This is a genomic window from Streptomyces sp. NRRL S-378 (genome assembly GCF_000720645.1).
GTDB lineage: Bacteria > Actinomycetota > Actinomycetes > Streptomycetales > Streptomycetaceae > Streptomyces.
Map to the genome: position 1 here is coordinate 142,189 of NZ_JOBX01000010.1, position 12,302 is coordinate 154,490.

Genomic DNA, 12,302 nt, shown 5'->3' on the forward strand with positions numbered 1-12,302 from the left:
CCCCCTTCAGGCGATCTCGTGGCGGAAGTCGGCAGGGTGCGGACGCTCGTGGCCCGCGAGCATGATCAGCAGGGGTGCCTCGTCGGTGCCGGTCAGCCCGAGCTCCTCGATGTAGGAGATGTTGTCGAAGCCGAGGGCCACGCCGGCGCCGAGGCCGTGGGCCGCGGCGGTGGTGTAGAAGGTCTGCGCGACGGCTCCGACGGCGCCGCCCACGAGCCGGTAGCCGCGGTCGCCGACGCCGTCCAGCACGGCGGTGGTGCGGACCGTCGGGACGAGCACCGCCCCGGCCTGCTCGAGGTTGTAGTTGGAGAGGAAGTAGGCGCGCTGCAGGAAGGGGCCGGGCGGTCCCGGCCTGACCGGGCGCAGGGTGTGGGCGGTCCGGTCGTAGGCGTAGGTGCCGGGGGCGATGCCCTCGACGTGGTTGACGAAGGCGTACAGCGAGGTGAGGGCGGGACTGCCGGGGCGCTCGGCCTCCGTTGCGTACCGGGTGGCCGCGCAGTCGGCCAGCAGGGCGGCGAGCTGTCCGGCCGCGAGCGGGCGGGAGGCGTCGAAGCGGCCGAAGCTGCTGCGGCGTGCGCGCAGGGCCCGGGTGACGGTGACCGGCGGCGCGGGGGGAACGGGCAGGGGCAGCGGATCCGCGCCGCGGGGCGGGAAGGCGGCCGCCGCGTCCAGCGCTCCCGGCGCCGGACGGTCGGCCGCCCGGCCCGCGGTGGCCCGGTGGATGCGGCGCAGCGTCTCGAACTCGATGACGCGGCGGGAGCGTTCGAGGTCCCGGTGGCGCGTGGTGGCGCCCGTCGCTCCGGCGTGCCCGGGCTCCCGCGCGCCCTGCCAGGTCAGGGGGACGACGGCGAAGACGCCCTCCTGCTCGGGCGCCACGCCCAGCAGCCGGGCCACGTGTTCCTCGTCGAACCACAGCACCGGGTCGATGCGCAGCCCGTACTGCGCCGCCCACAGCCGCCAGGTCTGCACGAGCGCTCCGACGTCCATGCTGACGGCGTGGAAGGAGAAGCTGTTGTACTTGAAGGCGTTCTGCCAGTACTTGACGCTGAGGACGAGGTACTGCGTGGCCTGCCCGGCGGCGCCGGCGCCCGGGCCGAGGGCCTCCCGTACGTCGCCCGTGACGTCGCCCGCCAGCAGCCGGCGCAGCCCGTGCCGGTGCGGCGCGTAGTGGTAGAGGCCGGGTATCAGCGGTCCGCCCGGGCCGGCCGCCCAGTGGACGGCCACCGGGTAGAGGCCGCCGCCGGAGGCGGTGCCGCGCGACCAGTTGGCGTGGGTGTAGTGCGGCAGGGCGGCCAGGTCGGTGTTGGCCTGTACCGCCAGCCGTCGGCCGGTCAGCCCGTACGAGTCCCCGAGCATCCCGGCCAGCAGCGGCAGGGTGAATCCGGGCACGGGCTGCGGCGGGGTGGCCGGCGGGGGCGGCGCGGGCAGCGGGAGCGTCTCGGCGTCCGGGTGGAACTTGGCCTTGCGGGGGCGGTCGGCCCAGTCGGGGACGAAGTCGGCGGGCTCCATGGGCACCCGGCCGCGGTGCATGATCTCGTGGGCGTAGACATGGGCGTGGCCCATGGGTCCTCCTGCGTTCGGGGCGGACGCCGGCGGTGGCCGGTCAGGGGAAGGGGTGGGGTGCCGGGTTGAGGTCGCCGGGCTCCAGGGGCCGTTCGCGCAGACCGGCGGCGAACAGGCCGGTCCGCATCCGCGGCATGCCGAGGGCCCGCTGCCGGGACCACCCGAAGTCGATGGGGAGCAGGCCGGGGACGAGCACGCTCACCGTGTGCAGTCCGAGGGCCCGCTGCTCGGGCATCGTCTGGTCGACGACCACGACGTCGAACCCCTCGGCCGTGACCGCCGACACGCACCGCTCCAGGTCGGTGCGCACGTCGTCGGAGGCGGGAGCTCCCCAGGCGTCGGGCCAGGCCAGCTCGGCGACGTTCCGCAGGCGGTCGCGGTCGGCTCCGGTCCCGGCGGCTGTGCCGGCGGCGGTTCCGTTGCAGGTGCCGGCGGCGGTGTTGGCGGCGGTACCGGTGCCGGCGGCGGTACGGGGGCTGCGCAGCAGGAAGTCCGCGTGCACGCCCATGTCCGGGATCCCGTAGACGAGCGGATGGTCGTGCAGTGCCGTGACCAGGTCGAAGTCGGCCGCCATGGCGCGCAGCCGGGTCTCGTCGCGCTCGGTGCGTCCGGGCAGGTTGACGGCGTCCGTGGCGATCTCGCACAGCGCCGAGGCCAGGGCGGACTCGGGGTCGAGGCCGGCGCCGGCACCGAAGCACATCCGGCCGGGGCCGCCGTCGAAGCGTTCGGCGACCGCCGTGACGACGGGGACCGGGAAGGTGATCCGGGTGTCGAAGAACCGGGCCCGGTAGCCGTACATCGCCAGCCGGTCGACCATCGCGCGCGTGGAGTGCCGGGAGCTGCTCGCCGGGTCGATCTCCGGCAGCGGCTGCCGCCCGTACCAGGTGAGCAGGAACGCGTCGCGCTCGATGACCTCCATCAGGCCGAAGTAGACGGCCTCGGCCAGACTGCCGCCGGAGGCGCAGCCGTTGGAGCTCTCCTGCACGAACCGGTTCTCCAGGCCCGGGGCGTGGTAGTACGTCAGGATCTCCGGGACCAGGCGGGGCGCCCGGTCGCGCAGCGACCATCCCCACACCCACGCGATCTCCCGGTCCGGCTCGAAGGGCCGCACGCGCGGGTTCGCCCGGTGGAAGGCCTCGCTGTAGAGGCCCACGTCCCGCGGGTCGACCGCGTCGGCGCCGAACCGCGCCAGGGAGCCGGTGACGCTCGTGGTCCGGGACCGGGCCCGCATCCCGGCGTAGCGCTCCAGCCCCTCCAGGACCCCCACGTGCGCGCTGCGGGCGAAGGAGTCGGTGTGACCGCCCCAGAACGTCTCGCGCAGGTACTCGCCCGAGCGCATGGAGAAGCAGCCGATGGTCGCCGAGGTGGACGTGGACGAGACGTCCTGGACGAGGGAGGGCCCCAGCGCCCCGCACAGCGGGTTCGCGAAGGCCGCCACGTCGATCCCGTACGACTCGACGGGCCGGGTACGGAACACCCCGGGCCGGTGTTTCGGCGCCGGAGCCAGATCGGGCACCGCCGCGGCGGCGGTGTCCTCGCCCGGGGTGGCGCAGAGCGGGCATTCCGGGTCCGGGACCAGCGGGTACCGGCGTACCCGGCCGGTCCGCAGGTCCAGCAGCCTGACGTCGGGGAAGACGCCGGGCGCCGGGGCGCCGGGGCGGGGCTCGCGGACGGCAGTGATCAGGGCGGCCAGCGCCCGGGCGGCGAAGGGGTGGGCGTACGGCCAGTCCCCGGCGGCCCGGGTGCCGCCGCCGAGTTCGAGGGCGTCCCGGAGCGCCACGGACCGTACCGCCTGCCAGCGGCGTTCCAGGCAGCGGGCGCAGCCGCCGGGCGGCCCGACGACCGCCTGGTGGCCGTACAGGTGCACGGGCACGGCCGCCCCCTCGGCGCCCTCCGGGGCGGGCCGGGTGAAGGCGTCGCCGAGTCCGAGGGGGGCCGGCGTGATGCGGGGGCCGCCGAGTTCGGCGAGGGCGCGGTCGAGCTGCGCGGTGAAGCGGGCCGCCGCGTCGGGGCCGAGCGCGTGGGCGAGGCCGGGTCCGTCGGCCGTCAGCGGATCAGTGGTCATCGCCCGGCTCCTGGGCGGTGGTCAGCAGCACTCTGGCGGTGTGGAGTCCGGCCGAGGCCAGGTCCGGGGTTCCGGTGGGAACGAGGTAGGCGTCGCGGCCGGCGGCCCGCAGCCGGTCCAGCACCTGCGGCCAGTCGGCGGCGTCCTGGCCCGGGTCGGTGGACGCGCCGCCCGGCGAGGTCGTGAGCGTGCGGGCGTCGAGGTCGGCCAGCAGCGGATCGCCGGTGTCGGCCGGTCCGCCGGGTGCGGCCTCGTCCTGCTCGTACTGCACGGCGCCCAGCAGGTCCCGCAGCGCCGTCACGGTGGCCGTCCGGCGGTCCAGGCCGGCGCCCACCGCCCAGCGGTCCCCGGCCCGGGCGAGCAGCACCGGTACGCCGGAGCGGGCGGCCTCGCCCAGGTCGAGGAGCTCGACGTCCGGCACGAGCCGCTGCGCCGACCGTACGAGGAAGACGAGTTCGGCGTCGGCGGTGGCGTCGGTGGCACGCGCCAGCGGTACGGGCGTGGCCGCTGCCCCGCGGACCGCCCGCAGCAGGGCGTCGTGGGCGAGGGCGGACAGCAGGCCCGCGGCGGCCGCGTCGGCGGGCGAGGGGCCGGCACCGGCGCCGGCGCGGGTGCGTTCGAAGAGCCGGTCGGCGTTGTGCGGGCCGAAGGGCCGGACGGCTCCCGCCGGCACGAGGGCGGGCTCCTTCGTGACGAGGGAGACGGCCCGCTGCCAGGCGGCGGCCGTACCGGGCAGACCTGAGGCGACGGTCAGCGAGCCTTCCGCGACCGCCGTCCCTCCCGCGTCCGCGCCCTCGTCGCGGGTGGTGACGCCGTACGCGGGGACGACGTGCTCGGCGTAGACGAGGGCCGCGGCGTCCAGGGCCCGCATCCGGGCCCCGGCGACGTGGTGGACGTCGAAGGCCGCGACGGACCGGGTGCCGGCGTGGCCGGTGCCGAGTTCGACCACGGTCAGTTTGAGGGGGATCTGGGTCAGCGGCTCGTCGGCGTAGCGCGTGAAGACGCCGGTGTACGGGCGGACGAGCGCCTCGGAGCGCCGGTTCAACTCCTCCACCAGGGCGTCCGCCGCGCGGGCGGTCTCCAGGGTGGGCAGGGCGGGTGTGCCGGTGGTGCCGGCTTCGGTGAGTTCCACGGGGGCCACGGGCCGGCTCGCCGTCCCGGTGTCCGGGGCGCAGAACGGGCAGCGGGGGTGGGCGAGGAGCGGCTCCGCGGTGACGTCCAGCGAGGCCATGTCCTGCACGATGACCTGGCCGGCGGTCTCGGCGGGCAGTACTCCGGAGGTGGTCCGGAAGACCTCGTAGCCCAGCAGGTTGCCGATCATCGCGGCCAGCGGCCCGCCGGGCTCCGGACCGGCCGCGGCGGGCCCGCCCGGCAGGGCCAGGGTGCTCCACAGCTCGGCCGCGGCGGCGCCGTCGCGGCCGGCGGCCGCGCCGAGCCGGAGCGCGGCGCAGGCCCAGCAGCCGGGGGTGCCGGGCGTCATGAGCGGGCCGATCACGACGTCGGAGCCGTACGACCAGGCCGGCAGGAGGGTGCGGCCGGCCGGGACGCCGGCGCGCAGCAGCGGCAGCAGGCGGGCGGGTGCGGTGCGGCCGCCGGTGACGACCACGAGGTCGTAGTCGGACAGGTCGGTCCAGGCGGGTTCCCGCCCGGGGGCCGGCGGCAGGATGCGGAGTTCGGCCGGGCAGCCGTCCGCGACGGCCTCGGCCACCTCGGCGTCGAGCGCGGGCGTGCCGGGTACGGGGGTGCCGGGCGCGGGGGTGCCGGGTACGGGGGTGCCGGGTACGGGGGTGCCGGGTACGGGGGTGCCGGGTACGGGGGTGCCGGGCGCGGGCGGCGCCAGGGCGGGGGTCACGCCGACCACCGCGCAGCCGTTGCGTATCAGGCTCGACGCGCACCAGCGGGCGACGTCGTCGTCGCCGAGCACGGCCACGCGGGTCTCCCGGAAGCGCAGGAAGCGGGCTTCGGCGTCATCGGCGTAGTGGTCGGCGTAGGCGATCTGGGGGGCGTACCGACGGGCCACGTCGGGGGTGGGCGCGGCCTGCGCGTCCGCCGGTCCGGCGGGGGTGCTGACGGGCCGCGCGAAGTCCCGTTCGTACAGGGTCCGGACGAGTTCGCCGACCATCGCCCGCTGTGCTTCGCCGAGGCCCCGGCACAGGTCGTCGACCGAGTGCTCACCGGTGAGGTGGGGGACGATCAGCGTCGCGAAGCGGTACGCGGACTTGGCGGTGAGACGGAAGCCGCCGTCCGCGTTGTGGAACAGCACGCCGTCGGGCGTCTCGGTGAACAGCACGTCCCGGCGGATCCGGGGACGGGTCGCGGCAACGGCTTGGTAGCTGGCGTGGGCCATGGGAACACCCCTGGGTGCGGTCTGGGCGGGATCGGGGGGAAGCCTGGAGCGGGGAGGGAGCGCGGAACGGGAGACAGCAGGAAGACGGGCGGCGCGGGGCCGTGGCACGCGGTCGCGGCTCGGGGCGGAGGGGTCAGCGCGGCGCGGCCGACGCCGTGGCCTCGTGCGTGCGGACGCGCCGACGCGCGTAGATGCGGAGCAGCTCGTGCATGCGGTACGGGCCGGGCGGCCCGTCCTCCAACAGCCCTGCGTCCACGAGCTGTTCGAGCACCGAATCGTCCTCCCCGGCCGCCGGGTCCCCGGCCCCGGCGCGGGCACCCAGCCGGAGGAACGCCTCCCGCAGGTCGGGGGCGAGCGCGTCGAGGGCCTGCCCCAGTACCTCGGGGACGGAGAGTCCGGCGTCCTCCGCGAGCGCCAGTCGCGCCGTGGGGTCCTCGGCGAGCCAGGCCGCGCAGGCCGCGACCGACAGGCCGGGCCGGGTCAGCAGCCGCCCCGCGGCGATCCGCAGGGCGAGCGGGAAGTGGCCGCACGCGGCGGCCAGTTCACGGGTCGCGGCGGGCTCGGCCGCAACCCGTTCGGCGCCGACGAGTCCCGCGAGCAGCGCGTGGGCCTCGGCGGACCGGAGCACGTCGAGCCGGTGCACGGCGCCGCCGTGCGTGGCGACGACCGCGGCCAGTTGGCGCCTGCTGGTCACGAGGACGGCGGCGTCCTCCACGACGGACAGCAACGGCAGCACCTGCCAGGCGCCGGCCGCGCCGTCCAGGACGACCAGCCTGCGTCCGGTTGCGGGCTCCGGCATGAGCCGCGCCGCCTCCTCGACGGCGACCGGGGTGCCGTCCGGCCGGGCCAGCTGAAGGGTGAACACGCCGCCGGGGAAGGACTCCTGCACCTCATGGGCGGTCTGGCGGGCGAGCGCGGACTTGCCGATGCCCGGCGCTCCCGAGACCACGACCAGGCGCGGTCCGCCGGGGGCGGTGAGCTGGGCGGCCATGGCCCTGCGGTCGCTCTCGCGCCCGGCGAAGGCGGGGACGGGCGGTACCGCCCGGGCCGCCCGGACCGGGGCGGACGCGCCGGAGGGCAGCGCGGGGACCGCGGTCGTACCTGCGGCGCGCGCGGGTTCCGGCGGGGCGGGCGCCAGCTCCTCCGCGCGCAGGATGGCGAGCTCCAGGCGGCGCAGCCCCGGTCCCGGGTCGATGCCGAGTTCGTCCCTGAGCCGGTCGCGGACCGTGCGGTACTCGGCGAGCGCTTCGGCCTGCCGTCCGGTGCGGTAGAGCGCCTCGACGAGCTGCTCGGTGAACCGTTCGCGCACCGGGTGCCGCCGGGCGCTCTCGTACAGGTCGACGAGGACCTGATGGCAGTTGCCGGCGGCGAGTTCGAGGTCGCAGACCCGTTCCAGCACCCGCAGCCGTTCCTGTTCGAGGGCGGGCACCGCGTCGTCCTGGAGCAGGCGCGAGGCGACGTTGGCGAGGGGCTGGCCCTGCCAGAGGGAGAGCGCCTCGCGCAGCCGGTAGAGCTCCTCCCCCGGGCCGGCCGCCGTCCCGGCACGGGCTGCGAGCGCACGGAACTGCACGAGATCGAGGGTCTTGGTGTCGCAGTGCATCCGGTATCCGCCCGGAACGGCCTCGATGGTGGTCGTCGATATGCCGTACTTGGCGAACAGCCGGCGCAGCCGGAGGACGCACGTCTGCAGTGCGGCACGTGCCGTGGTGGGCGGTTCTTCGTCCCATACGGCGCGCAGCAGGTAGGCGGTCGACACCACCGTGTTCGGGTGCAGCAGAAGTGCGGCGAGAAGACTGGTCGGCTTGGACGGTTTGAGAACGACGGTTTCAGGGCCGTGCGCAATGCTCAAGGGCCCCAAAAGCTGGAACCGGATGATTGATCCCCCGTGTCGGGACACGCATTCCCCCAATGGGGAGCGTGGCGGGGGCGGTGGTCTGCCGGTTCTTCGAGGTCGTCACACGCCGGAAATAGTCCGGACCAATCCCGAAGTCGCCGTCCGCCCCCCGTTGGGCGGTGAATAACGGGAACACTACATAACGGATCTTGCGGAAGTCGAGCCGAGGGATGGCCCATTTCCTTCCCGCCGACCTTTTCTCCCTTCTCCGTAACCTGGGCGCTTCGCGGAGTTACCGCCGGTTCGCCAAAACCGTTAAGCCGTAAACGAATTACTGCGGCGGCGCCATCCAAGCACGATGTCGTGATCGAATTAAGGTGTATATCGCGCCACTGATATGGCCGATCCTCACCCTTGTGGCGGACCCCGCACCCCGGGCTTCCGGAATGCGCCGGTGCACCGGTGTATTCGTGGGCACATCGCCGGGCGCGGACGGGCGACCGGGCCGATCGACGCGGACCTACGGCGACCGGGCAGCAGGCCGCGGGAACACGGCGGCGGCCGTAGCGGGGCGCCGGTCTCCAGGTCCCGGAGGATCGCGGTGGCGTCCCGGCTCGCGGTCACGGCGATCGGCGAACCGTCCGGGCGGGCCGCGGTGGCCGGCGCGCAGATTTCATTCCCCTGGCCCTCGGGGTGTGCAGCAGCGCCGGGTGCCGACGCCGGGCGGCCCGTGCCGGGGGCGGGCGGCCCCGGCCGGGGGCGGGCGGCCCGGGCCGGGGGCGGACAGGTCGCTCAGCGTCCGGGGGGCGTGTAGCGGAACCTCCTCACCGTGGCCGTCGCGAGCGGCCCCCACGGCACCCTCCAGGTGGGCGGCTGGCGGCCAAACGATGGTGTGGGACCCGGACACCGGACGCGGGTGACATGGACGCGGTGGCCACGGCGCGGGAACTGACCACCGGAACGATGCTGTGGGAGGTACGGGTCCCCTCGTACCAAGACCGCACCCCGGCTGCTCACCACCGCACGGGCGGTGAGCTGTACGCGGTGGCGAGTGCCGCACTCCTCGCACTCACCATGCTCAACGCCAACCGGTGTACCCGTCCTGGTTCGCGGGCCCGGTGTCAGCGCCCATGAGACCGACCAGGAAGAGAATCACCACGATCAGCGCGAGCACCACCAGCCAGACGTGGTCCACGAATTCTGAAGGACTCCGGCCCCGCGGACGATCGTCGCCCCGGTCCTCAACGTCGCTGCCCTCGTCGGTCACCCAGCGCCCCCTTCACCCCTATTCATCGCACTGCGCAACACGGTCGGCGTCAAGCCGCCCACGTGTCAGAGTTCGGAGGCAGCGGAATCGACATCCGCAACGGGACCGATCAAGCAGCTGACTTCCTTTGTCGATCGCTCCAGGTCGCCCGTCGTAGGACACCCGCCGCCACGCTGCCTGAGACAACCCATCTCACAGCCCACCCGTCCACCTGCGTGAACGGGCGTGCGGCTCACAGCCTGCCGGCGCTCGCCGGGCCCAGGCGCTCCGCGCGCGGTCGCGGCAGGGTCGGGACGGGTCCGCCGGGTACAGGTGAACCGGCCACGGCTGTGGGCCGCGAGTCTGTCCCGCGTGACTCCGCGGGGCGGTGAATTTACGCTGGAGACGGCGGTCGGCACGCTGAGCGGCCCCGGCCGTCGCGCGTGGGCACCTGCCTCACCTCCCCCTCCTGCGGGTGCTCACCGCGGGCGTTCAGCCGCTGCCGCGCGGGCCGCTCGCGGGGCAGCGGCACCCTCGGGTGGGAACCCTATGCGGCGGCTGTCCGGCCCGCCGTGCCTTCCCCGGACCGTGCCTCGGCCGCTGTGCGGCGGACCGCCGCACAGTCCTGCAGGCCCCTGCGCAGGATCGTGGTGGGTGTGCTGCGGGTCTTTCCGTTCACTTTGGTGGGCAGGTACAGGCCATCGACGAGGTCGAGGAGGCGGAGGGCCTGCGGCTGCCAGTCGTAGGCGAAGAACGCGATGCCGCGTCCATCGAGACGGCGGGCGAATTCGAGAAGCCCGTGCAGGCCGGTGACGTCGACGAAGCTCAGGAGCCGCATGTCGCAGGCGACCACGGCAACACCGTCGTCGAGGGCGGCCTGCGTCTCCTCGAGAGCGGACCGGGTGTGCAGGTCGAGCTCCCCGGCAGGGGTGAGGTGCACGGTCGGGCCGTAGCGCCTCATCGACATACGGAAGTCCATGACGTCTCACCTCCCATGATCGGCTGGTGCGGTTCGCTCCCGCCGGCATGCGGGCGGGAGCGACCCGCGCCGGTCCCGGGCTGCCCGGAGCCGGGCAGCCCGGGCGGGGTCAGGCAGCGTGCTGCTGCGGGCGCAGCTCCGCTTGGCCGAAGAGGAGGGCGTAGCCGCCCGGGAGCTGGTGGAGGATGCGGGCGAGGAGGTCGGGTCCGGCGAGGCGGGCGACGACGGCGAGGACGGCTCCGGTATCCCAGCGGGCGGTGGCGGGGGTGGCGCCGGCCCGTGCGGCGATGTCTTTGACGAAGCCCCAGCCTGTGAGGTGTTCGGTGTCGGGAATCTGGGCGGTCAGGGTGAGGGCGGCCTCGACGGGCAGGGCCTGGGCGAGGTCGACGCGTTCGTCGCCGGTGATCTGCCGGCCGAGGGCGGCCAGGACGGTGCGGACGGCTTCCTCGGCGCGTTCGCGGGTGGGGTAGGCGCCTTCGTAGCGCACGCGTTCCAGCATCTGGTCGAACGTCATGGCCATGGCGGACAGGTTCGCTCGAGGCCGGTCGTACATGGTGCTGCGGCTTTCTCTTGCAGGGCCCGCCGCGCGGGCGGGCGCGTCAGGTGGACTGGGGGTGGCCGAAGAGGAGGTCGTAGCCGGGCGGGAGCTGGAGCAGGACCTCGCGCAGGAGGGTGTCTCCCGCCGCTGCGGCCACGGTGGACAGGACCGCGCCGACATCCCACAGGGCGGTCTTCTCGGTGGCGCCTTCGATCCAGGCCGCGGTCGCGCGGACGAAGCGCTCCGGGGAGAGCGGCTCCGCGGCCTGCAGGGGGTTGAGGAGGATCAGGGCGTACGTCTCGGGCAGGCGGCCGGCGAGCGCAGCCCGCACGGTGCCCACCAGGTGGGCACCGAGCAGGGCCAGGACGACGCGGGCCACGCGTTCGGCCTCCTCCCGGGTCCGGTACTCGCCGCGTTCCTGGACGTGGTCCAGGAACGCCTCATGGCGCATCGGCATCACTCACCTCCAAGGGGAGGGGGCGGAGGACGGGTGCCGGAGGGGTGGGAGCCCGTCCCCCGCGGCCGGGGGCAGCGGTTCAGCCGGAGATCTCCTTGCGGCCGGACTCGCCGCCGATGCTGATCCTGCGGGGCTTGGCGCGCTCGGCGATCGGGATCCGCAGGGTCAGGACGCCCGCGTCGTAGTCGGCTTCGATGCGCTCGGTGTCGAGGGTGTCGGCCAGCATGACCTGGCGGGAGAAGACACCCAGGGGCCGCTCGGAAAGTTCCATCTGCACGCTCTCGCCCTTGGCCGCGGGGCGGCGCTCGGCCTTGACGGTCAGCATGTTCCGCTCTACGTCGACGTCGATCGCCTCGGGGCTCACGTGACAAGCAGGCAGTCATCCAGAGGATGACACGCACGACGGAGGGTGCCATGAGCGAGGCCACCGAGCCGCCGGCACCGGTCCCCTTCCTTGCCGCGGCTGCGGCGCTGGAGGCCATCGACCGGGCCGTCAAGGACGCGCAGCAAGCAGACGCGGGACCAGCGGGAACCACCACGGCAGGAGCCGCGGGGGCCTCGGGCCCCCACCCCGCTCTGGCCGCGCTGCTGATGCTGCGCGAGGTCCGCGAGCAGCTTGCGGGCTGGGAAAGCGGCCTGATCGAAACCGCCCGAGGCGAGGGCGCCAGCTGGGCCGACCTCGCCGGCCCCCTCGGCGTCGCCAGCCGCCAGGCCGCCGAACGCCGCTACCTGCGCCTCCGGCCCGGCACCGCCGGAACCACCGGCGAACAGCGCGTCCAGGCCACGCGCGACATGCGCGCCGCCGACCGCACCGTCACGGCCTGGGCCCGCGACAACGCGGCCGACCTGCGACGCCTTGCCGGCCAGATCACCGCCCTCAGCGGCCTGCCCCCCGGCGCCCAGGCGGCGGTCGACGACCTGAACGCGGCACTCGGCGAGGAGGACGCGGCGCGCCTCGTGCGCCCCTTGACCGACGCCCGGCCCCATCTGCGACGCGAGCACGCCGCCCTCGCCCAGCGCATAGACGCCCTGACCCGCCACACCGACCAGCTCCGCCGGGACACCCACGATCAGCGCAGCAAGTGACCCGCCGCACCCACGGCCGGTGGCCGCGCTCGGGCCGCCGCCGAACAGAGGCACCTCCTGCACGGTCGCGTCCAGGCGCGACCGGCCGACCGGCCGACCTGGCCGGACCAGGGGGCCGACGGGCCGCAGGGCGCCTCATGCGAGCGCGGCCGACCACCCTGTGCAGCGCTGCCGGGGACAGTGGGAT

9 protein-coding genes and 1 pseudogene are annotated in these 12,302 nt (G+C 74.9%); 1 reads left to right on the forward strand and 9 read right to left on the reverse strand.

The genetic code is table 11. From position 1 onward, the window contains the following. Nucleotides 1-6: 6 nt before the first annotated feature. The 9 genes and pseudogenes from IH80_RS0109705 to IH80_RS0109745 form a co-directional block, all read right to left on the reverse strand. A complete protein-coding gene (locus tag IH80_RS0109705) occupies nucleotides 7-1,563 on the reverse strand; it encodes a SagB family peptide dehydrogenase (protein ID WP_030959261.1) in 1,557 nt (518 codons plus the stop codon). A 40-nt stretch (nucleotides 1,564-1,603) separates the two neighbouring features. Further along, nucleotides 1,604-3,628, reverse strand: a complete 2,025-nt coding sequence (locus IH80_RS0109710) for a TOMM precursor leader peptide-binding protein (protein WP_030959262.1) — start codon at nucleotides 3,626-3,628, stop codon at nucleotides 1,604-1,606. Further along, nucleotides 3,618-5,975, reverse strand: coding sequence for a TOMM precursor leader peptide-binding protein (locus IH80_RS0109715; protein ID WP_030959263.1), 2,358 nt, complete (start codon nucleotides 5,973-5,975; stop codon nucleotides 3,618-3,620). Before IH80_RS0109715 ends, IH80_RS0109710 begins: the two co-directional genes overlap by 11 nt. A 133-nt stretch (nucleotides 5,976-6,108) precedes the next feature. Then, the gene (locus IH80_RS0109720; protein WP_078906408.1) at nucleotides 6,109-7,824 is read right to left on the reverse strand and encodes an AfsR/SARP family transcriptional regulator; all 1,716 of its coding nucleotides are present in this window, start codon (nucleotides 7,822-7,824) and stop codon (nucleotides 6,109-6,111) included. Between the two features lie 1,063 nt (nucleotides 7,825-8,887). Continuing rightward, nucleotides 8,888-9,076 (reverse strand): hypothetical protein, encoded by a 189-nt coding sequence (locus IH80_RS0109725; protein WP_030959266.1) that lies wholly within the window; start codon nucleotides 9,074-9,076, stop codon nucleotides 8,888-8,890. Between the two features lie 526 nt (nucleotides 9,077-9,602). After that, the gene (locus IH80_RS0109730; protein WP_030959267.1) at nucleotides 9,603-10,034 is read right to left on the reverse strand and encodes an STAS domain-containing protein; all 432 of its coding nucleotides are present in this window, start codon (nucleotides 10,032-10,034) and stop codon (nucleotides 9,603-9,605) included. A gap of 109 nt (nucleotides 10,035-10,143) precedes the next feature. Beyond that, nucleotides 10,144-10,587 (reverse strand): DUF2267 domain-containing protein, encoded by a 444-nt coding sequence (locus IH80_RS0109735; protein ID WP_030959268.1) that lies wholly within the window; start codon nucleotides 10,585-10,587, stop codon nucleotides 10,144-10,146. Between the two features lie 46 nt (nucleotides 10,588-10,633). Further along, nucleotides 10,634-11,029, reverse strand: coding sequence for a DUF2267 domain-containing protein (locus tag IH80_RS0109740; RefSeq protein WP_030959270.1), 396 nt, complete (start codon nucleotides 11,027-11,029; stop codon nucleotides 10,634-10,636). A gap of 79 nt (nucleotides 11,030-11,108) precedes the next feature. Then, nucleotides 11,109-11,393, reverse strand: a pseudogene (locus tag IH80_RS0109745) (Hsp20/alpha crystallin family protein); the annotation flags it as partial. A 50-nt stretch (nucleotides 11,394-11,443) separates the two neighbouring features. Between IH80_RS0109745 and IH80_RS0109750 the strand changes: the two are divergent. Further along, a complete protein-coding gene (locus tag IH80_RS0109750) occupies nucleotides 11,444-12,115 on the forward strand; it encodes a hypothetical protein (protein WP_030959274.1) in 672 nt (223 codons plus the stop codon). Nucleotides 12,116-12,302 lie beyond the last annotated feature (187 nt).

What these genes read in the sequence shown, in the direction of transcription:
- IH80_RS0109705 (WP_030959261.1), bottom strand. Translation starts at nt 1,563, where the DNA reads ATGGGCCACGCCCATGTCTACGCCCACGAGATCATGCACCGCGGCCGG.
- IH80_RS0109710 (WP_030959262.1), bottom strand. Translation starts at nt 3,628, where the DNA reads ATGACCACTGATCCGCTGACGGCCGACGGACCCGGCCTCGCCCACGCG.
- IH80_RS0109715 (WP_030959263.1), bottom strand. Translation starts at nt 5,975, where the DNA reads ATGGCCCACGCCAGCTACCAAGCCGTTGCCGCGACCCGTCCCCGGATC.
- IH80_RS0109730 (WP_030959267.1), bottom strand. Translation starts at nt 10,034, where the DNA reads ATGGACTTCCGTATGTCGATGAGGCGCTACGGCCCGACCGTGCACCTC.
- IH80_RS0109735 (WP_030959268.1), bottom strand. Translation starts at nt 10,587, where the DNA reads ATGTACGACCGGCCTCGAGCGAACCTGTCCGCCATGGCCATGACGTTC.
- IH80_RS0109740 (WP_030959270.1), bottom strand. Translation starts at nt 11,029, where the DNA reads ATGCCGATGCGCCATGAGGCGTTCCTGGACCACGTCCAGGAACGCGGC.
- IH80_RS0109750 (WP_030959274.1), top strand. Translation starts at nt 11,444, where the DNA reads ATGAGCGAGGCCACCGAGCCGCCGGCACCGGTCCCCTTCCTTGCCGCG.